The 20365-nt window shown below is 56.0% G+C and carries 20 protein-coding genes and 1 tRNA gene; 5 read left to right on the top strand and 16 right to left on the bottom strand.

Going from position 1 to position 20365, the window contains the following annotated elements:
- Window positions 1-3: 3 nt before the first annotated feature.
- Together FGU71_RS07765 and FGU71_RS07770 are read right to left on the bottom strand one after the other, a co-directional pair.
- Window positions 4-669 (bottom strand): RlmE family RNA methyltransferase, encoded by a 666-nt coding sequence (locus tag FGU71_RS07765; RefSeq protein WP_142788045.1) that lies wholly within the window; start codon window positions 667-669, stop codon window positions 4-6.
- Entirely contained in the window at window positions 669-1907 is a 1239-nt protein-coding gene (locus FGU71_RS07770) for a Ppx/GppA phosphatase family protein (protein WP_142788046.1), read from the bottom strand. Before FGU71_RS07770 ends, FGU71_RS07765 begins: the two co-directional genes overlap by 1 nt.
- Before the next feature lie 167 nt (window positions 1908-2074).
- On the opposite strand from FGU71_RS07770, the gene FGU71_RS07775 reads away from it, so the two are divergent.
- Window positions 2075-2148: transfer RNA gene (locus FGU71_RS07775), tRNA-Gln, on the top strand.
- Window positions 2149-2212: 64 nt separating this feature from the next.
- Entirely contained in the window at window positions 2213-3085 is an 873-nt protein-coding gene (locus FGU71_RS07780; protein ID WP_142788047.1) for an LOG family protein, read from the top strand.
- A 159-nt stretch (window positions 3086-3244) separates the two neighbouring features.
- Here the strand turns inward: FGU71_RS07780 and thiD are convergent, their stop codons facing one another.
- The 3 genes from thiD to glmM are packed head-to-tail and all read right to left on the bottom strand — an operon-like array spanning window position 3245 to window position 5627.
- Complete coding sequence (gene thiD / locus FGU71_RS07790; protein ID WP_142788048.1) at window positions 3245-4054, bottom strand: bifunctional hydroxymethylpyrimidine kinase/phosphomethylpyrimidine kinase; 810 nt, start codon at window positions 4052-4054, stop codon at window positions 3245-3247.
- The gene (locus tag FGU71_RS07795; RefSeq protein ID WP_142788049.1) at window positions 4051-4275 is read right to left on the bottom strand and encodes a DUF1272 domain-containing protein; all 225 of its coding nucleotides are present in this window, start codon (window positions 4273-4275) and stop codon (window positions 4051-4053) included. The genes thiD and FGU71_RS07795 overlap by 4 nt, the downstream gene beginning before the upstream one ends.
- A 14-nt stretch (window positions 4276-4289) precedes the next feature.
- Entirely contained in the window at window positions 4290-5627 is a 1338-nt protein-coding gene (glmM, locus tag FGU71_RS07800) for a phosphoglucosamine mutase (RefSeq protein WP_142788050.1), read from the bottom strand.
- Window positions 5628-5742: 115 nt separating this feature from the next.
- Here glmM and FGU71_RS07805 point away from each other — a divergent pair, with 115 nt between their 5' ends.
- Window positions 5743-7032, top strand: coding sequence for a dicarboxylate/amino acid:cation symporter (locus FGU71_RS07805; RefSeq protein ID WP_234035685.1), 1290 nt, complete (start codon window positions 5743-5745; stop codon window positions 7030-7032).
- Here the strand turns inward: FGU71_RS07805 and FGU71_RS07810 are convergent.
- Both FGU71_RS07810 and FGU71_RS07815 read right to left on the bottom strand, forming a co-directional pair.
- Window positions 7029-7652 carry a sigma-70 family RNA polymerase sigma factor gene (locus tag FGU71_RS07810; RefSeq protein ID WP_142788051.1) on the bottom strand — a complete coding sequence of 208 codons (624 nt, stop codon included), beginning with the start codon at window positions 7650-7652 and terminating at the stop codon, window positions 7029-7031. The two genes, FGU71_RS07805 and FGU71_RS07810, sit on opposite strands and share 4 nt — an antisense overlap.
- Window positions 7652-7840: a NepR family anti-sigma factor gene (locus FGU71_RS07815; RefSeq protein ID WP_142788052.1), complete on the bottom strand. Its 189-nt coding sequence runs from the start codon at window positions 7838-7840 to the stop codon at window positions 7652-7654. The genes FGU71_RS07810 and FGU71_RS07815 overlap by 1 nt, the downstream gene beginning before the upstream one ends.
- 137 nt (window positions 7841-7977) lie before the next feature.
- Between FGU71_RS07815 and FGU71_RS07820 the strand changes: the two genes are divergently transcribed.
- Window positions 7978-9729, top strand: coding sequence for a CHASE domain-containing protein (locus FGU71_RS07820; RefSeq protein WP_142788053.1), 1752 nt, complete (start codon window positions 7978-7980; stop codon window positions 9727-9729).
- Between the two features lie 6 nt (window positions 9730-9735).
- On the opposite strand, the gene FGU71_RS07825 is transcribed toward FGU71_RS07820, so the two are convergent.
- A complete protein-coding gene (locus tag FGU71_RS07825) occupies window positions 9736-10530 on the bottom strand; it encodes a response regulator (RefSeq protein ID WP_142788054.1) in 795 nt (264 codons plus the stop codon).
- A gap of 320 nt (window positions 10531-10850) precedes the next feature.
- Window positions 10851-12008 carry an N-acetyltransferase gene (locus tag FGU71_RS07830; RefSeq protein WP_142788055.1) on the bottom strand — a complete coding sequence of 386 codons (1158 nt, stop codon included), beginning with the start codon at window positions 12006-12008 and terminating at the stop codon, window positions 10851-10853.
- 145 nt (window positions 12009-12153) lie between these two features.
- Here FGU71_RS07830 and FGU71_RS07835 point away from each other — a divergent pair, with 145 nt between their 5' ends.
- Window positions 12154-13254, top strand: a complete 1101-nt coding sequence (locus tag FGU71_RS07835) for a fatty acid desaturase family protein (RefSeq protein ID WP_142789038.1) — start codon at window positions 12154-12156, stop codon at window positions 13252-13254.
- Window positions 13255-13274: 20 nt separating this feature from the next.
- Here the strand turns inward: FGU71_RS07835 and FGU71_RS07840 are convergent, their stop codons facing one another.
- From FGU71_RS07840 to FGU71_RS07870, 7 genes are all read right to left on the bottom strand, one after another.
- On the bottom strand, window positions 13275-13799 hold the full coding sequence (locus FGU71_RS07840) for a GNAT family N-acetyltransferase (RefSeq protein WP_142788056.1): 525 nt from the start codon (window positions 13797-13799) through the stop codon (window positions 13275-13277).
- The gene (lptG, locus tag FGU71_RS07845; protein ID WP_142788057.1) at window positions 13796-14893 is read right to left on the bottom strand and encodes an LPS export ABC transporter permease LptG; all 1098 of its coding nucleotides are present in this window, start codon (window positions 14891-14893) and stop codon (window positions 13796-13798) included. Before lptG ends, FGU71_RS07840 begins: the two co-directional genes overlap by 4 nt.
- 20 nt (window positions 14894-14913) lie before the next feature.
- Complete coding sequence (locus tag FGU71_RS07850; protein WP_142789039.1) at window positions 14914-16155, bottom strand: LptF/LptG family permease; 1242 nt, start codon at window positions 16153-16155, stop codon at window positions 14914-14916.
- A 105-nt stretch (window positions 16156-16260) separates the two neighbouring features.
- Entirely contained in the window at window positions 16261-16761 is a 501-nt protein-coding gene (locus tag FGU71_RS07855; RefSeq protein ID WP_142789040.1) for a DUF427 domain-containing protein, read from the bottom strand.
- 15 nt (window positions 16762-16776) lie between these two features.
- Window positions 16777-17178 carry an ATP-dependent Clp protease adapter ClpS gene (gene clpS / locus FGU71_RS07860; RefSeq protein ID WP_234035686.1) on the bottom strand — a complete coding sequence of 134 codons (402 nt, stop codon included), beginning with the start codon at window positions 17176-17178 and terminating at the stop codon, window positions 16777-16779.
- A gap of 221 nt (window positions 17179-17399) precedes the next feature.
- A complete protein-coding gene (locus tag FGU71_RS07865; RefSeq protein ID WP_142788058.1) occupies window positions 17400-18224 on the bottom strand; it encodes a phasin family protein in 825 nt (274 codons plus the stop codon).
- Window positions 18225-18340: 116 nt separating this feature from the next.
- Window positions 18341-20293, bottom strand: coding sequence for a PHA/PHB synthase family protein (locus tag FGU71_RS07870; protein ID WP_234035687.1), 1953 nt, complete (start codon window positions 20291-20293; stop codon window positions 18341-18343).
- Window positions 20294-20365 lie beyond the last annotated feature (72 nt).

Here is a 20365-nt window from a genome sequence, read left to right on the forward strand (position 1 = left end):
CGATTATTCGCGCCCTTTGAACCCTTGAGCCACGACATACCATTCGGACGAATCCTTGCGACTCGCCGGCGGTTTGGCATGTTTGACTGTCTTGAAGTGTTTCTTGAGCAGAGCCAGCAAATCGGCGTCTGTTCCCCCTGCCAGCACTTTTGCGACGAACGATCCACCTTTTTCCAGCGTCTCTGTCGCAAACCATGCTCCCGCTTCGACCAGTGCCATAGTGCGCAAATGATCGGTCTGTTTATGGCCGACAGTGTTCGCCGCCATGTCTGACAGGACCAGATCGGGGGCACCCTCCAGCGCATCCTCCAATGCTGCGGGTGCAGCATCGTCCATAAAGTCCATCTCGAAAATGGTGACGCCTTCAATCGGCTCGGTTGGTAGCAAATCGATCCCGACAACATTCGCTTTGGGAGATTTTGCCCGAACCACCTGAGCCCAGCCGCCCGGAGCAATGCCAAGGTCAACCACGCGCTTTGACCCCCGAATCAAACCGAACCTGTCATCCAGTTCAATGAGTTTGTATGCCGCGCGGCTGCGATAGCCATCGGCCTTGGCCTTTTTGACGTATGGATCATTAAGCTGACGCTGAAGCCAGCGGATCGACGATTCGCTGCGCTTCTTTGCTGTCTTGACCCGTTTTTCAGGATCCCGGCCGGAACGCGCCATTATTCTGCCTTGCCTATTCGATTGTCATGCAGCGCCTTGAGCGCCCTTTCGCTTTGCCGTTCTGCCGCCATCAGGCTGCGCAGAATGCCTTCGCGAATTCCCCGGTCGGCCACGCCGAGCCGTTCGGCTGGCCACAGGTCCAAAATGGATTCAAGTATGGCACACCCGGCCACAACCAGATCGGCACGGTCATTGCCAATACACGGCAATGTACAGCGATCTTCCGGCGACATTGCAGACAAACTGCCACTGATATCGCGCATCGCGTCCGAGGGAACGATCAAACCGTCCACCGCTTTGCGATCATAATGCGGCAATTCCAGATGCAAGCTCGCCAAGGTTGTCACCGTCCCGCTCGTGCCCAAAAGACGGATATCATCTTGGGTGGCCGCATCGGCAATCCGATCCGCAAAAGGGGCAAAGCTGCCCGATACGATTTCGCGCATCTTGGCATAGCGAGCCATTCTTGCATCGCGATTGTTTTCCCCGCGTCCGACAGTATCGGTGAGTGATACGACGCCCCACGGCACGCTTTGCCAATCAATGATTCGCGGAATTTTGCCGCCGGGTTTCAGCAGCACGAGTTCTGTCGAACCCCCACCGATATCAAAGATCATCGCCGGACCTTCGCCCTGTTCCAGCAAGATGTGACAGCCCAGAACCGCCAGCCGCGCTTCTTCTTCAGCGGTGATTATATCAAGCGCAATGCCGGTTTCGTTGCGCACGCGCTCTATAAATGCCGGACCATTGGCAGCGCGGCGGCATGCCTCGGTCGCGACGGATCGGGCAAGCCGCACCTTGCGCCGGCGCAATTTGTCAGCGCAAACCGATAAAGCGCCCAAGGCGCGGTCCATCGCTTCATCGGACAGTTTGCCCGTCGTCGCCAGATTTTCGCCCAGTTTCACAACCCGGCTAAACGCGTCGATCACGGTAAAATCCTTGCCAGAAGGGCGGGCAATCAAAAGCCGGCAATTATTCGTGCCAAGGTCAAGCGCGGCATAGGCCTCACCCGGACGATGCCCGTTATGCGCTGCCTGCGGCTTACCATTCGGTGTCTGATTTAGGGGTGAACCCTGATTTTCGGATTGGCAATGCGCGCGGGTTTGCCCTTTGGCGCAATCGCTTTTTCCATCATGCCGGAAGGGACGTTTGTAGCGAAAATCAGCTACTTTGCCGGACCTGCGGCCCCTTTTCTTACCAGCTTTTTTATCTGCGTCCGGCGGATGAGCGGCCGCCATAATACTGTATCTTTCATCTCACTCGCACGAATATGGCACGAGCACCTGAGGCCAGAGCTAACTCATGCGGGCAGCAAGAGCAAGCGAGCCGGGCCTTGACTGTGCTGCAACGCGAAACTAGGAGGCGCGCTCTCGCGCTGAGGGTTGCCGTTTATCCCCCCGCGTAATGCCCCGTCGTCTAATGGTAAGACTACGGACTCTGACTCCGTCAATTGAGGTTCGAATCCTCACGGGGCATCCATTTTCAACCATGCGCTGCCAAACGTCGCCTTGCCGATGCACTTGCGCGCGCCTAGGGGTTCGCCATGACAGAAAAAGACCTGACCGATCATAAGTTTTACCACGCGGGCGAAGAATCGCGTTTCACCGAAGAAGCGCCCGATAAAACGCCCCAGACGGAGCACCCGGCCTATAAGCTGGCGTTTCGCGACCATGATTTTCTGCTGCGTGATGAATTGCGTCCGGTCCGGTTTCAGCTGGAATTGCTGAAACCCGAAATGCTGCTGGATGAAGCCCGCGTCGGATCGACCATGGTGATGTACGGATCGGCGCGCATTCCATCATCTGAGCAGGCGCAGGCCAAGATCGATGCCGCAAAAGATGGCACCGAATTCGAACAGAAAGTCGCCGGTCGTTTGGCCGAAAAAGCCAAATATTACGATGAAGCGTATAAGCTCGCCCGGCTCATAACGGAAAAAGCCATTATCGAGGACGGCAAACGTCAGTTTGTCATCACGACCGGCGGTGGCCCTTCGATTATGGAGGCAGGCAATCGCGGGGCAAGCGATGCAGGCGGAGAGTCCATCGGCCTGAACATTGTGTTGCCGCACGAACAGGCGCCAAACCCGTATGTCACGCCATATCTGTCGCTAAACTTCCACTATTTCGCGCTGCGCAAGATGCACTTTCTTCTTCGCGCGCGCGCTGTTGCGGTGTTCCCCGGCGGTTTCGGAACATTTGATGAATTCTTTGAACTGCTGACGCTGATTCAGACCGGCAAGATGAAGGCTGTGCCCATCCTGTTATTTGGCAAGGATTTCTGGACCCGCGTCGTCGATTTTGATGCGATTGCGGAAGAAGGCACGATTTCGAAGAAAGATCTGGAGCTGTTCCGCTGGTGTGAAACCGCAGATGAAGCCTGGGATCACATTTCCGAATTTTACGACCTCAAAAGCTAAAGCGGGACTTGTTCGATCAAGTCGTCCCGGGCGCTCTGCGCGCGGTGATTGTTATGCCAACACTCGCCATAGGTGATGAGGCCAAGGCCACGCAGGTTTGATGCCTGAATTCTCGCGCCTTTGATCATCCAGCGTCGTCGACCCGGATCACCGGCTCCATCACAGTTTGCGAACTGCCTGATGGCCCAACGGCCCGTTGCCAAGCCCATAGCCGGGCGCGTTCTCGATAGCCTCACGGACAAAGTTTCGCCCAAGCCGCACAGCATGTTCAAGCGGCTGCCCATGGCCCAGCAAAGTCGCGATTGCCGAGGATAAAGTGCATCCCGTACCATGCGTATGCCGCGTATCGATCCGTGCGTGGTCGAATTGAACGGCACGCGCATCGGGTACATAGAGAATGTCGATGATGCGGGCATCGCTGGTATGCCCGCCTTTTGCGAGCACGGCCGCCCCTGTGTCTTCACCCAATTCCTGCGCCGCCTCCGCCATTTGTGACGAATTATCGAGGCTGCGCTCAAGCAAATGCGCAAGCTCTGGCAGGTTTGGGGTTATCAAATCGGCACGCGGGAACAGCATTTCGCGCATCGCAGCGATTGCATCCTGCGCGATCAATGTCGCGCCGCTGGTTGCGACCATAACCGGGTCCAGCACAACCGGCACGGCGTTATCAATCAGCGCGAGCCCTTCGGTTACGGCGGTGATGATCTCCACATCGTGGAGCATCCCGATCTTGATAGCGTCGACCCCGATATCATTCACGCACGAGGCAATCTGCTCGCGCACGATGGCTCCGCCCATGGGGGCGATTGCCTGAACGCCGACGCTGTTTTGCGCTGTGACCGTCGTAATCGCGCTCATGGCATAACCGCCGAGCATCGTGATTGTTTTTATGTCTGCCTGGATACCTGCTCCGCCGGAGGAATCCGACCCGGCGATAGCCAGAATACGGGGAGGGCGGGTCTCGCTCACCCTTTGAACTTTCTGGTGGTGGATGGTGGGTATTCTTCGTGAAGTTTCGCGGCCCGTGTTGGCCGGTCCATCAATTCACCCCCGCAGTTGGGGCATTGATCGTCCAATTCCTCCGCACAAGTGGCACAGAATGTACACTCAAAGCTGCAGATGAATGCACCGGGAGCCTCGGCAGGAACATCGGTGCCGCAGCGTTCGCAATCGGGGCGCATTTCCAACATACCAGATGCTACGCTTATGCCGCCGCGCGCACAGCGTCGCATACGCGGTCAACCACCGCTTCGACCTGAGACTGGTCGTCGCCTTCGGCCATAACGCGAATAACGGGCTCTGTGCCTGACGGACGAATGACGAGGCGGCCTTTGCCCTCCAGCTCGGCTTCGGCCTCGGCGATGACCGCTTTGACTGTTTCGTTTTCAAGCGGCGCTCCGCCGGAATATCGGACATTCTTGAGCAATTGCGGCACCGGATCGAACAGATGCAAAATCTCGCTGGCGGGCCGTTTGGATCGAACCAGGCTGGTGAGCACCCGCAGAGCGGCAACTGTGCCGTCGCCCGTGGTCGAATGGTCCAACATGATCATGTGGCCCGATTGCTCGCCGCCAATATTAAACCCGCCTTCTTTCATCCGTTCCAGCACATAGCGATCACCGACTTTGGTGCGCTCAAGTGTAAGCCCCTTCGAGGCCAGATACCGCTCCAGCCCCAGATTCGACATGACGGTGGAAACGATGCCGCCGCCTCTGAGTGAACCCTTTTCGTGCATTCGCGTCGCGATCAAAGCCATGATCTGATCACCGTCGACCGCGCGGCCTTTCTCGTCGACTACGATCAGGCGGTCGGCATCTCCGTCCAGAGCGATCCCGATATGCGCCTGTTCTTCGACGACGCGGGCCTGGAGAGCTTCGATGGCGGTGGATCCCACGCCATCATTGATATTTACGCCGTTCGGATTCACGCCCAGCGCAATAACGTCTGCGCCCAATTCCCAAATTGCCGACGGGGCCACCTGATAGGCGGCGCCATGCGCGCAATCGACAACCACTTTCAGGCCGTCAAACCGCACTTCGCTCGCCACGGAATCCTTGACCGCGTGGATGTAGCGTCCGCGCGCGTCTTCGATCCGGCGGGCGCGGCCAATCTTCTCCGCGGGGGCAAGGGGGATCTCGGTTTCGATCAGACGTTCGATTTCAGCTTCGGCTGCGTCGGACAATTTGAAACCGTCGGGGCCAAACAGTTTGATTCCATTATCGGCGTATAAATTATGGCTGGCCGAAATCATGACCCCCATATCAGCGCGCATTTCCCGCGTAAGCAAAGCGATTGCCGGGGTTGGCAGGGGGCCGGTCATAATCACATCGATCCCGACGCTTGTGAAACCGGCGACCAGTGCGCTTTCGACCATATAGCCGGAAAGACGCGTGTCTTTACCAATCACAACGCGGTGACGATGGCCGCCGCGGACGAAGTGCCGCCCTGCGGCCTGCCCGACCTTCATTGCTGTTTCGGCTGTCATTATGCCAGAATTGGTGCGACCCCGGATCCCGTCAGTGCCAAAGAACTTGCGTGCCATGCTCGAAAGAGCTCCTTCAATGATCGGTCGTATTTGTCAGGCGCTTCTGGCGCGGTTATCGCGCAAAGTGAAGAGCGTGAACGTAAAGATTTGCACGTAACAGGGGTTCGTTTCAGTGAGCAATAATGATCGGGCAGGTTTTGACCGTGCATCGCAAGATAATTTTGAGCTGATAGCGATCCGTCTTCCGGTGATCGCGACCTTTGTTGCTTTGATCGCTGGGCTGGGTTTTGGCGTGGTTCTGGCCGGGGGCGGGATCGCCCAAGGATTGCAGGATTTTATCGCTTTGGTCGGGACATTGTGGCTGCGGGCATTGCAGATGACGATCATCCCGCTCGTTGCGAGCCTGTTGGTGCTGGGTATTGCGCAAATGATCGCAGCGGCAAGAGCCGGCGCAGCGGCGGTCAAATTCTTGCTGCTGGTGTTCGGTGTGTTGATCGCGGGCGGAATTTTCACTGCATTGGTGATGCCGTTGGTCCTGCAAGCGGTTCCAATCCCCGAAGCGGCCAGCGGTTTCATGGCAGCCGTGCCCGATGACAAGCAACAGGTGCCGGGTATTCTGGACTTTGCCGCATCGCTTATCGCGCCCAACATGATTGCCGCAGCGGCGGAGACTGCGATGCTTCCGCTCACCATTTTCTTTGCGCTGTTTGCGATTGCCATCGCGAAATTGCCCGCCAATCAAAATGCAACTATGCTTGGTTTTTTCCATGCACTTGCGAACGCCATGTTGATGATTATCGGCTGGGTCTTGTGGATCGCTCCGATCGGCGTGTTTGCGCTGGCGTTTGGGGTCGGCATGCGGAGCGGCGGCGGAGCATTCGCTGCGCTGGCACATTACATATTGATCATTTCCGCGATGGGCGGATTTATTCTGGTCTTGGCATATGTGATTGCGTTTGCCCTTGGCGGGATCAATCCGCTTCGTTTTGCCAAAGCGATCACCCCGGCTCAGGCTGTTGCGGTATCAACGCAAAGCTCGCTCGCCAGCCTTCCCGCCATGCTCGACAGCGCGACCCGTTTGAAATTGCGGGCCGAGACAAGCGAATTCGTTTTGCCGTTGGCCGTTGCGATTTTCCGTTCGACCAGTGTTGCGATGAATCTGGCCGTGGCGCTTTACGTTGCAGCGCTGGCTGGAATTGATGTTCCAGTTTCGTTGATGGTGGTCGGTATTCTGATCGCTGTGATCATCAGTATCGGATCAGTGAGTTTGCCGGGGTCGATCAGCTTTGTCGTTTCGATCGGCCCGATCGCTTTGGCTATGGGTATACCGATAGAGCCGCTGGCGTTGCTCGTGGCGGTTGAAATGATACCCGACATCATGCGCACGCTGGCCAATGTCACCATGAACGTCGCCGTGGCATCAGCTGTGGATCAGGGCGGAGCGGATACAGCAACCGATTAACTTTTTGCTGCGGCGATCCCTCTACCGGCAGCGACTTCATCGAGTTCTTCAAGGATCGCGCGGTGCGCGGTTGCATCATCAATCGACCGCTGGGGAATATCGCCGTCGGCCAACATTGAATTCAATGTTGCGCGGGCGCGTCCCACACGGCTTTTGATTGTACCAACTGCGCAGCCGCAAATCTCGGCTGCTTCATCATACGAGAAACCGCCTGCACCAACGAGCAACAATGCCTCGCGGCGTTCTGGCGGCAGGGTTAGCAACGCGCGGTGCATATCGGAAAGGTGAATGGGTTCTTCCTGTCCAGCAGGCGCGGTCAGGATGCGTTCGGCGACGCCTTCATCATACTCGCCGCGGAAACGGTTGCGGCGCATATCGGTAAGATAGGCGTTGCGTAGAATGACAAAAGTCCACGCCCGCATCGATGTGCCCGGTTCAAACCGATCCTGCGCGGCCCACGCTTTCAGCATGGTTTCCTGCACAAGATCATCGGCCATATCGGGCCGCCCGCAAAGACCGCGCGCAAACGCACGCAAATGGGGGACGACTTCGGTTAGCTCGCGCTTAAACGCTGCTCTTTCTGCCGGGGTGCGTTCTGGCAGAGGTTTTTTCTCTGCCATCAGGCTTTTTTTCCTTCGTCGGTATCGCTCTCATCGAGCTGCGCGAGCAGATCCATAAAGCTGTCTGGCAAGGGTTCATCGACAACCGAATCGTATAGCTGGCGCAAGCCGCCTGCCCAATCGGGTGTTTCACCACCGTCCGTGTCTTTGTGGGCTTCTTCGCCCTTTTCGTTATTCTTCGAAGCCATTGGCTCGACAAAATCCCTAATTTATTGCTGGCCCGTGGCCATACCGCTCGCGGTGAGTGCAGAGCATTTTATTCTCTGTAATGGGAACGATGCGGTGTCTGTTTGGTTCCGTCCAGACGGATTAGCAGATTGTGAGCATGGACGCCAAAACAACGGATAGGCAACACGAAGGCCATGACCGGCCCGAGGGTTCCGGGGTTCGGGAAACCCCAATCGGCCCGCTTATTGGTCGGGGCCGTGTGCGCCTTTGGCTGCTCAACTACCCGCGTGCCATTCCGCTCGCAATTTTCGCAGCCATAGCTGCCATCACCGCGCTCAGCGTTTTTTCGGTCGAGCGCAGCGAACGCGTAAGCGAAACAGCGCAGATGCGCGAACAGGCACAGTCGATTGCTTCGGAGCTTGAGCGGCGGGGGAACAGTTTTTCTTCGTATCTTCGCGCAGGTGCCGCCCTGTTTTCCAGTGTCGACGAAGTCAGCCCAAAGGTTTTTCGCCAGTTTGTCAGCGAGCTAAGGGTCAACCTTGATTACAAAGGCGCAGAGGGGATCGGATGGATAACGGTTGTTCCCAGCGGAGGAGAGGCGGCATTTCTTGAACAGTCCCGCATGTCCCAACCTGATTTTCCAGATATCCGGCCCGAAATCGGCGCATCACCCAGGCGCACTGCGCCGGTCACATATTTTTCACCCGACTCCGCCCGCACCCGCGGGCTCCTTGGTCTGGACATGTACACCGATCCTGTCCGCGCCGCAGCGATGGACGAAGCAAGGCGCACTGTGCAGCCCACCGCCTCTGGCAGGGTTGAACCGATTGTTGATGGCGCAGGGTCCGGCTCTGAATTCATGATCTTCATGCCTGTCTATAACGGTGAACCCTCGCAAAGGGATATCGATGAAAGCCTCGCCGGATATGTCTACAGCCCCTTTAACGCGGCGCGTTTCCTTGATGCGGCGATCCAGCGCACGGCATCGGGCGATTTGGATGTCCGGCTTTACGACGGCTTAGTGGACGAAGATCTCAGGCTTGCGGGGGGACACACCGAAGGGCCGATGACGCACCATATCGAAGAGACGGTGGTTATCGCCAATCGCGAATTGGTGCTTGTGGTCGAAACCGACACCACCCGCGTCCTGGCACCATTATCAATGGTGACCCTTTTGTTCGGGCTCGCGCTTGCGTCTCTTCTTATGCTGCTGGCGCGTTTGATAACGCAGCAGGCCCATGAGGATCGCGAAAGGCTCGCGTTTTACGAAGAACAGCATTCGATCCGGAATTCACTCAGCCGCGAGCTCAATCACCGGGTCAAAAATACATTGGCGAATGTTCTATCGATCGTTTCGCTAACCCGCAGACGCGCGACCAATCTGGACGATTTTGCTGACAGTCTGGAAGGGCGCGTGCGCTCTTTATCCGCGACTCACGATCTTCTCACCGGAAGCGATTGGGGGACGACCGCTATGAGCCAGGTGATAGAGGCCGAGCTGCAGCATTTCCGCAGCAACACCGACAGTTCTTTTACGGTTGATGGACCAGCGGTTGAGCTTGCACCCAATGATGCCCTGTCATTCGGATTGGCCGTGCATGAGCTCGCAACCAACGCTGCAAAATTCGGCGCGCTCAGCACGTCCGACGGGCGAGTTGCGATCCAGTGGAGATTGATTGACGATAATCTTGTAGAGGTCGAATGGACGGAAACGGGAGGGCCAATCGTCGAACCGCCGCAAAAGCGCGGCTTTGGCCTTGATCTGATTGAGAAAATCGTCGCGCATGAGCTCAAGCAGCCCGTGGAGCTGCATTTTGACGAGACCGGCGTGCGTTGCACTTTGCGTGTTCCCGTGCGGCAGCGCAGCGCGTTTCAAATCCGTCAAACTACGGATCAGGGCAAGGGTTGAAAGCCCTCAATCAAGCGGGCGGGTGGACCCGAAAAACAAAGCCTGACTAATCGCGGCGCGCACCGTCTTTTCCTGAAATGGTTTGGTTACCAGATAGGTGGGCTCTGGCCGGTCGCCTGTAAGCAGGCGTTCCGGATACGCCGTTATAAAGATCACCGGCACCTTTGCGATGGCAAGGATATCATCGACCGCGTCCAGTCCCGAAGATCCATCGGCAAGCTGAATGTCCGCCAGAACGAGGCCCGGCATCTTTTCTTCGACCACTTGCTGTGCCTGAGTGCGCGTTGCAGCCGTCCCGCAGATTTCATGGCCGATACCGCTGACAAGGTCTTCAAGCTGCATCGAGATAAGCGGTTCGTCTTCGATGATCAGCACCGAAGTCGCCTGTTCGCGATCGATTTCACTGACCGCTTCGGCGATGAGCGATTCGATATCGGCGACATCCATATCCATAATCTGGGCGGCTTGTGCAGGAGAAAAGTCTTCCAGCGTCGTAAGCAACAATGCCTGACGGTTGAGCGGTGTGATCGCGCCAAGCCGGGCCTGGGCACCGATTTCATGCTCACCGCTTGCTGCTGTGCCGGCATCCGCATCAAGATAGGCGCTGGCCCAGACTTTGTTGAACGCGCGGTATAGCGGAATGCGTCCACCTTCGAGCGATGCTTTCAAATCTTCATCGGCAAGCGCGGCCTCGAGCGTTGCCCGGACAAAGGCATCGCCGGTCGCCTGTGATCCAGTCAATGCGCGCGCATAGCGGCGAAGGAATGGAAGGTTTGCTGCAACTTGTTGACCTAAAGACATAATTTCTCGCTGTTATGAACTTGTGAGCCTAGCATAGCCTGGCCGTCGCTCAGGTCCATAGCGTGTTGAAACGCTGACGTCTCCACTCCAGATGAATTCAGGCATGAGCGGGGAGGCCCGATCTTTCAGCGTCACGTTAAAGATCGGTTCGGATCAAAAAATTCGAAAAATAATTCAAACTGCGGGAACCGCATCTTGGTGCGCGCATTTTGCTATTATCACCGCCGAGACCCCCCTCCCGTCCAAGCGGCTGGTGATACGATCCCGAAAGGCCTCCACTTTCCCAAGTGGAGGCCTTTTTTGTCGGATCACCGCGCGTGTCAGAGCGATTTTTCGTAGATCGTGTATTCCCGGTTTACCGCGCTTTGAATGGTATCAGCGATTGCGATCATGCCCTGATTGTCTTTGAGCACCCATCCCAGCTCTCCCCGCGTCGATTCAAAAGTGCTTGCTGCATGTTTGCGGATCGCGCTGATCATCATAAATGCAAGCTGGCTGGCCATGCGAGTGTTATGCATTTCTTTCAGCACTCCCATCAACGGAACCCGCATTCCTGATCCGCGCGGTTTTTTGATCCAGCGCAGCATATGGAGCCAACCGAACGGGAAAAGTTTGCCGTTGATCTTGGCTAACGGGTCATTGATGTCCGGGAATGTGAGCATGAAAGCCACGGGTCGTCCGTCGACCTCGGCAATCATGTTCAGATCTTCGTGAATGATCGTTTTCAATTTCTTGCCGGCATAGGCGACTTCATCGGGTGTAAAAGGCACAAAGCCCCAATTGTCTGACCATGCATCGTTCAGGATCGACAAGACGATTTCGGCTTCCTCATCCCAGCGTGCTTTGCGCACGGGCCGGATATTGATCCGTTCATTGCGCTCCCCCGACTTCACGATCCGCTGGATTAGCGGTGAGAATTCCTTGCTGATATCCAGATCATAGGTGAACAAGGTTTGCGCAGCCTGATAACCTTTCGCTTCGATCCACGCGGCATAATGTGCAGGGTGATGGCCCATCATGATCATCGGAGGGTGATCTTGGCCATGCACCAGCAATCCCGGCTCTTCCCAGATCGACAGCGAAATGGGCCCTACGACCCGGGTCATGCCTTGGCTGCGTAGCCAAGTTTCGGCTTCTTGGATCAGAGCATGGGCGGCGCTTTCGTCTTCGGCATCGAAATATCCGAACATCCCGGTGCCCGGACCAAAGCCCTGACTGGCGGGCATTTGCAGAGCGAGCTCATCAATATGCGCTGAAATTCTGCCGACCGGAATACCTTTGCGGTAAGCAATCATGAACTGCGCGCGGGCATGCCCGAAGAATGGATTTTTGTCCGGGTTTACCAGTTCGAGCTGTTCGCTGCGCAATTGCGGCACCGAATTCGGGGTTTTAGCGGCAAAATCCCGTCCGACATCCACGAACCGAGCGCGGCCACGCTTGCCCTTGATCATCTCAATGCTTATTTGAGCGTCCGTCACGCGATATATCCCGTATTATTATTTTGATTGATGTTACATGTGCCCCGTTATCGGGTCTACGCGCAAGTCAGTCGATTACTCTTGCCAACATATCCAATTTGGCGCTGCCGCCTTTTTTACGGTAAAGCCAACGACAGTGAAACCGATGAACCCACAATCTGCCTCAATTCCTGCATCCGACGCAGCACAAGACGCGCCTTTGGCGCGGCGCGCGACGCGTGTCGATTTTCAAACCGAAGATGATAAAGATATGCTGCGCGCGGCCCGTGATCTGACGAAGGATCTGGGCGAAGCGAAGCCGGGCATTTATTGGCCCGACATGCTGATATCTGCCGGAATTGGCTATGGCGGCATTGCGACTGCTATTCTCACCGATAACATTGCGATTGCCATTGCCGCCGGGATTGCGGCATCGCTCGCGCTTTATCGCGCGCTGATGTTCATCCATGAACTTACACATATTCGCAGTGATGCTTTGCCCGGCTTCCGTTTGGGCTGGAACCTGATCGTTGGCATCCCGATGCTCACGCCAAGTTTCATGTATGAAGGTGTGCACGTGATCCACCACAAGCGGACTCAATACGGCACAATCGAAGACCCTGAATATCTTCCTTTGGCTTTGATGAAGCCGTGGAGCCTGCCTGTTTTCGTGCTGGTCGCTCTGCTCGCGCCACTGGCGTTGATCGTTCGGTTCGGAATACTGGTCCCGCTGGGTCTTTTCATTCCGCCTGTGCGCAATTTCGTATGGCAGCGTTTTTCGGCGCTTTCGATCAATCCCGATTTCCGGCGCAAGGCCCCGACGGGCAAGCTGATCAAACGGGTCCGCTGGCAAGAGGCCGCAGCGAGCATCTGGGCGATTGCAGTCCTGCTAAGCCCGCTCGTTTTCGACTGGCGCCCATTATTGACTGCTCTGGCGATTTTTTCTGTGACGGCGGTTCTTAATCAGCTGCGCACTCTGGTTGCGCATCTGTGGGAAAACGAAGGCGAACCGATGACAGTGACCGCTCAATTTCTGGACAGCGTCAATGTGCCGCCGCCGGGCCGAATCGCCGAAGTGTGGGCGCCTGTCGGTTTGCGGTATCATGCGTTGCATCACCTGATGCCGTCTATGCCGTATCATGACCTGCCCGAGGCGCACCGGCGCTTGAAAAGCGAGCTGGGTGATCAATCGACCTATGATGGTGCCAATCATGCTGGAATGTTCCCGCTGGTAGGCCGCATTGCGCGCAGCACCATGATACGCTGAGCGTTAGGCTCCGCGTGTATTCAATCGAGAAAATGGATCATTGCACAGCGCCGCGCTGCGGGTAGGCCGTCATCTGCTTCATTAGCGAGTTCTCCCGCCAGGCGGGGATGTGCGTCCAGTGCAGTCACCTCTTCAAACCCGAGCTTGCGGTAGAACGGACCATTCCATGCGAGGTCGCGGAAGGTTGTCAGCGTGAGCGCTTTGAAGCCAGAATTGCGGGCATCTATCTGACATGCTCGGACTAAGCCTGCGCCAATGCCTTTGCCTTGATGGGCGGGAAGAACGTCCATCTCCCAGATATGCAATTCGCGCCGGAATGGCTGTGCGGCAAGAAATCCGACCATTTGATCACCGACAAAGCTGACAAGGCAGTGGCCTTTTCGGATCAGACCGCGCAGTTCATCTGCCTGCCAGTGATCGCTGAAATCGAAATTGGCGAGATCAGGATCGTCTGCAAACTTTGCCGAGGCAGCGATTTCGATATCCGGCATCGCGTCTGCATCTGTCTGGCGCGCAAGGCGCAAAGACCAATTTGCCCTGCTCATTCCTCGGTTCGGATCAAGACTGTTTCACCCACGAGCAGAAACAGGAAAAATGGCGCCCATGCCGCAAGGAATGGCGGATACCCGCCGAAACTGCCCATTGCCAGCGCCGCATTATCGACCACAAAATACGCAAATCCAAGCGCCATCCCGATGATCGCGCGCACAAATAGCTGGCCAGACCGTGCAAGTCCGAATGCCGCGATAGAGCCGAGCAGCGGCATCAAAATCGAAGAGAGCGGCCCTGAAATCCGGTGCCACCAATTCGCCCGCATTTCGGACGTGCGTCTGCCAACTGCGTCAAATTCGTCAATTGTCTCCGACAGTTCCCAGAACGATAGGCCATCCGGGTCCACCGATTGCAAATCGATCTGTTCGGGCGTCAAAGCCGCGCCCACTACCATTTCATCGATTGCTTCGGTTTCGGCGCTGCCGACATCGAAGCGGACCGGATTTTCCAGAGCCCAGCCGGGTCCTGCATATCGCGCAGAGCTTGCCCGGATCTGTTCGCGGATAATGCCGCTAGGCCCGCGTTCATACCAAGTCACATCGTCCAGCGTGATAGCCGCGCCGCTACCAACCAGCGTAGCTGCCGTGAGGATATTGACGCCATCTGTCAGATAGACGTTTGTTCGAACACCAGTGTCTTCGGGGATGGGGCCATATTGAACCGCATCCCAAGCCTTCAAAGTTGTATTGGCCCGGGTCACGACCCGTTCGTTGAAAGCGAAGCTGAGGGCAGCGACAACAGCAGCGGTCAGCAATAACGGCGCCAGCACCTGATGCGCGGAAAGCCCTGCGGCCTTCATGGCCACAACTTCGCTGTTCTGGTTGAGCGTGACCAGCGTGATCAGCGTCGCCAACAACACCGAATACGGCAAAAAGCGGGAAATGAGCTGCGGAATGCGCAGACCAACATATTTAAGAATTTCGCCTTGCCCGTTCCCCTCCGGCGTAAGGATGCGCCCGGTTGCCGACAGCAGATCGAGCGCCATCAGCACCAATACCAGCATGACCAGCACGGCAAGGATCCGCACCACAAACATCTTTGCCAGATAGAGCGTCAGCGACCGTGAAGGGAAAAAATCGAGCTGCATTATGAAACGCCTATGGCCGTCTATTCAGCCGGAGACAATTGCGGATCTGCGTCTTCGGGAAGGGCTGTCTTGGGCCTTCGGCGCTTGAAGAGTTTGCTGATGCCTTTGCCGATCTTCGCAAATACGCTTTCCAGCGCTCCGATTGCCTGACCGCCGGGGACATAGGCAACCCGGTAATACATCCAGATGATCAATGCGGCGAAGATCACAAACGGCCCCCAAAGCGCGACAACGGGATCAATCCGGCCAAGCGTCGCGACGTCTTCCCCATATTGGTTTACCTTGTGATACGCGACGACCATGATGATCGAGACAAACACGCCAAGCGCGCTCGTTGATCGTTTGGGCGGTATCGCGAGGCTGACGGCTAGAAGCGGCATCAAGAACATCATCACAATTTCGACCAGACGGAAATTGAAAGTGGCCAGACTGGCATCGCGTTCGGCATCTGCACTGGTTTCGCTCCAACCGATGCGCAGGAGCTCTGGCAATATAAACTCGCGTGTCGCATCGCCGCGAGCGCGGAAATCTTCGATTGCTGGCAAATCGATCGGCAGATCATGGCGGCTGAAAGACAGAACGCGCGGTGTTTCGCTGCCGGTATCCTGAACGATGGTGCCTTCGGACAACCGCAAGATGATCGTATTGGGATCATCTGTTGTCGCCATGAATGTGCCTTCGCGGGCGCTGATGGAAAGGACCTGTTTTTTCTCGTTAGCGACGCGGGCAAAGATGCCTTTCAGCTTTTGACCGTTATCTTCGCTTTCCTCAATCCGCAGCGCCATCCGGTCTGCCAAAGTGGTGAACTCTCCCACTTTGATTGAGGCGCCGAGCGCGCCAGAGCGCAGCTCGTACTCCATCTGCTGATAGTAATAATTGCTAAGCGGCTGGACATAGAAGACCAACGCGACATTGATTGCCACCAACACCAATGTGATCGCATAGGGCATCCGCAGCATCCGCCAGTAGGACAGACCGACTGCGCGCATCGTATCCAGCTCACTTGAGGTTGCGAGCTTGCGAAAGGCGAGCAGGACGCCAAGAAGCAGGCCCAATGGGATCGCGAGGCTGGCATATTCCGGGATCAAAGCGCCAAGCATTTTGAAGACCACCCCGATCGGGCCGCCTTCAACAGCGACAAAATCGAACAGCCGCAGCATCTTGTCGAGCGTCAGCAGCGAAGCCGCGAGCGCAAACACGCCCAGCATCGGCACGATCACCAGCCGGAAAATATACCGGTCAACACTGGGGATGAACTTCAGCACGGTTGGATCATTGCCCTTCGCTTTGCGCAATTTCGATTGGTGCGACCGCCATAGCGCGAAATTATCGCGTGGTCATGTATTCTTGCCAATGGCGGGACTGTCTTACCAGAACCGGCTGCCGGGCCCGCCTTTGAATGGCCCTGCTTCATATTGACTGATCCAGCCGCCATAGAATTGGCCAGGCTGCGGCGTGATCACTTCTCCATCGACCAGACATTGATCGAACGGATCAGGATAAAAGGCGAGATGGTCTTTGATACCGGCAAAGCTCGGTGTTGGAGCAGGATAGGACCATGCAGCCCCCGCCAGCCGGCCGCTATCCATGACTACATCCCAATAACGCGCCTGGCCTTTCCATTCGCAAAGACTGCGCTTTGCATTTGGTTCAAGGCATTCCAACCGCACATCGGCAGGCGGGATATAATACGTCGGCGGATGGCTGGTTTCGAGGGTACGCCATGCCTGTGTGCTATCGGCGAGCACAATATTGTTGTGAATGATTTGGATTCTGCGCGGTGTCGGCTCGCAGATTGCCGGACGCGGATAATCCCAGACGCTTTCCTGACCGGGGCCGATCGGATCGGGGTCAGGATGGCCGAACATGCTCACACGTCTGCCTTAGGCCTTTTCAAGTGTGCACTGCAGCGGGTGCTGGTTTTGTTTTGCAAAATCCATCACCTGATTCACTTTGGTTTCAGCGACCTCGTAAGTGAAAATGCCGCACACTCCCACGCCCTTTTGATGCACATGCAGCATAACTCGGGTCGCTTGCTCGATATCCATCGAGAAAAACCGTTTAAGGACCATAACGACGAACTCCATCGGGGTGTAATCGTCATTCAGAAGCAGAACTTTGTATTGGCTGGGTTTTTTCGGTTTTGTGCGGGTCTTCGTCGCAATCCCGGCCTCCCCGTCTGTCCCGGTATCGCCATCTTTCCCGCCATCACCATCATCCGCGCAAAGCGGACGCAGCAAAACCGGCAGGCTGATTGGTTCAAGATGGGGACGGATCTGTGCCATGAGGCTCCATTATGGGATTCGTATCTGTGATCGCAAGAGGCATCACGCATCGCATAGCGTAAGTTGGCTTAACGAGATGTGCGGTAAGATGTTCCATTCGCGCCAAGAGCCGGGAATAGAAAAAGGCCGGATAAACCATAGGTCTATCCGGCCCGGCGCCTAGCGCCCATTTCATAAACCGGGATTGGGAGAGAGGAGAGGCCCGGTTCAGAAAGGAATTCTTACGCGGCTTTCGAGATTTTCTCGGCAGCAACGCTTACGCGGTTCGAAATTGGTGCGAACGCATCGTTGTAGAGTTTGACCCAAGCTTCGGTGCGCTTCGAACCGTAGCCGACGACTGCGTCGAAGTTACGACGTACAAGCTCGCCCTGCAGCTGAAAGAGTTCGGTTGGCGACTTTACAGCAACCATTTTCTTGGCGTCTGCAGTTACGATCTCAACAACGCTCTTGCCGGTTTCGACATTGTCCTTGGCCAGCTCTTGTGCGCCGGAGAAAAGGATCTTGCCGCTTTCGACGACAGCTTCGACGTTTGCTTTGTTGAATTCACCGAATTCACCGGCGAACTCGCCTGCATTGCCATAAGCAGCTTTGAGGCGCTCTTGTGCAGTTGCGGCCATTTCCTTGGCGGTGGCGGTGAAATCGTTCTTTTCTGCGGTTGCCATGATGGTTTCCTTAAGTTTGGTGACCGGATTGGTGGTCGTTGTTTTGGGGGCTGCTTTTTTCGCAGCAATTTTAGCCTTCGAGGCAGGTGCTTTTTTCGCAGCTGGCTTTTTGGCTGGTGTTTTCTTCGCAGCGGGCTTTGCAGGCGTTTTGGCTACAACGGCTTTTTTCACCGGAGCTTTTTTCGCCGCTGGCTTTTTCGCAGGAGTGCGTTTCGCCGGAGCTTTTACTGCTTCTTTCACAGCGGCCACTTTCGGGGCTGGCTTCGGAGCATCTGCCTGAACCGCGTCTGCTACCTTTGCTGCACTTGCAGTTTTAGCAGCAGCGTCTTCATACGCTTTTTCAGTCGCTGCATCGATCTTCGATTGAGTGTTGGCGTCTGCCATAATTTCCTCGCTTCATGTTGCAGTGCACAAAATAGGCATTGCAGCAGCGAAGTCAAGAATTTTTTGTGCAGTGCACAATTTGTGGCTTAAGCCCTGATTTTAATGGATATTATGCCCTAACGCGTTTGCACATAGCGACCGGGAGCATCTTCAATGACCTGATCTCCGCGTCCGCCGGGCTTGCGTTTGCCGGTTGCGGGCACACGAACATCATCCTGGCTGTCCAGCCATCCGAGCCAATGCGGCCACCAGCTTCCGGGATGTTCTTCCGCGCTTTCGATATAGGCCTTTAACGACGGCGCATCGCTATCGCCCAGCCAATACTGGTATTTACCAGCAGAAGGCGGGTTCACCACGCCTGCGATGTGGCCCGATCCGGCGAGCAGAAATTCCAGCGGTCCAGAAAAATGATCTGTAATCCGCCAAACACTCTCTGCCGGCGCAATATGATCATCGCGGCCAGCCTGCACAAAGCTGGGCGTTTTGACGAGCGTAAGGTCAATCGGCGTGCCATCAGCCGAAAGCGCATCGGGCACGACCAGCTTGTTGTCTCTATAAAGATCGCGCAGATAGTCGTTATGCCATTTCGCAGGCAGATTGGTGACGTCGCCATTCCAATGCAGCAGGTCGAATGCCGGGTACTCTTCGCCAAGCAGGTAATTGTTGACCACATAATTCCAGATCAAGTCTTTGCCGCGCAGCGCATTGAATGTCGCCGCCAGGTACCGCCCGTCCAGATACCCTTTCTGCGAAAGATTGCCGATCATCTCCAAATGACCGTCTTCGATAAAATGCTTAAGCTCCCCGCTCTTTTCAAAATCGACCTGAGCGGTGAAGAAGGTCGCGCTTTTCACTTTGTCGGCTTCATCGCGCCTCGCCAACAGCGCGAGCGTCGCCGCGAGCGTTGTGCCGGCAACGCAGTAACCGATCGCGTGCACATGCGGCACTTGCAAACGGTCACGAACGTGGTCGATCGCTTCAATCTGTGATCGGATGTAATCGTCCCACACCGTATCGGCCATGGTTTCATCAGCCGATTTCCAGCTGACTACGAACACAGTCAGCCCCTGATCCACCGCCCATTTGATGAAGCTCTTTTTCGGCGTCAGATCGAGAATGTAGAAACGATTGATCCACGGCGGAAAGATGATGAGCGGCACTTCATAAACATCCTTCGTTGAAGGACTGTATTGAACGAGCTGAAACAGATTGGTCTCATAAACGACCTTGCCCGGTGTCGCAGCCAGATTTTCACCAAGGGTAAAGGCGTCGGGATCGGTGTGGGTCAGCTGACCGCGTTTCAGATCCGTGATCAGATGGCGCATCCCGCGCACAAGGTTCTGCCCCCGCGTTTCGACAGTGCGTTTCATCACTACGGGGTTTGTCAGGAGGAAATTGTCCGGGCTCATCGCTTCGGAGAGTGCTGTTACTGCAAATTCCAGCTGCCTGCGCTTTTCCTTGTCCAAGCCGGGCAGGGACCGCACCGATTGCTGAAAATACTGGGTCAGCATGAGATAGGTTTGATGCAGCAAGGCGAAGGCAGGATGCTCTTGCCATGCGGGGTCGGAAAAACGGCGGTCGTTCAAGGGAAGCTGCGCGCTACCTGCATTATCAGAGGCCCCGCTGTCAGAGGTCTCGCTTTGTGTGGCTTTCGCAACAAATCGTTCGAACACGCCTTTCCATAGGGCTAGCGAATCCTGGGCAAGTTTGGCCTGAGCGTCGAATGCACCGGTTGGGAATTGTTTCACCATGCCTTGCGAAATCATCAGCCACTGGGCTGGATCAATCGGGTTTTTGCCTTTGGTGGCATTCTGGGCCGCGCTCTTTGCCTGATCCGTGACATATTCAAACCACATCTTTTGCAGCTCTGCGCTCGATTTGGCCCAATCGCCCATTTCTCCGGCTGAAATGCCCTCGGGAAGAAGCGATTTGATGCTGTCGGCAGCGCTGCCCGCCGCGCCGGGCAGGCCATTGCCAAACAATTCGCGCAATTTTTCTCCACCCATTTCAAAGAATGACGTGAACGCATCGTTGCTGCCAAAGGGGCTGCCGTTGTTATCATTGGCCATACGTTAAACTGTCCTGATTGGGACGATTCCGGTCAAGGGAATCGCGAAGATGTGCAACTATGCTGTAACTTT

It is taken from the genome of Erythrobacter insulae (genome assembly GCF_007004095.1).
Lineage (GTDB): Bacteria > Pseudomonadota > Alphaproteobacteria > Sphingomonadales > Sphingomonadaceae > Erythrobacter > Erythrobacter insulae.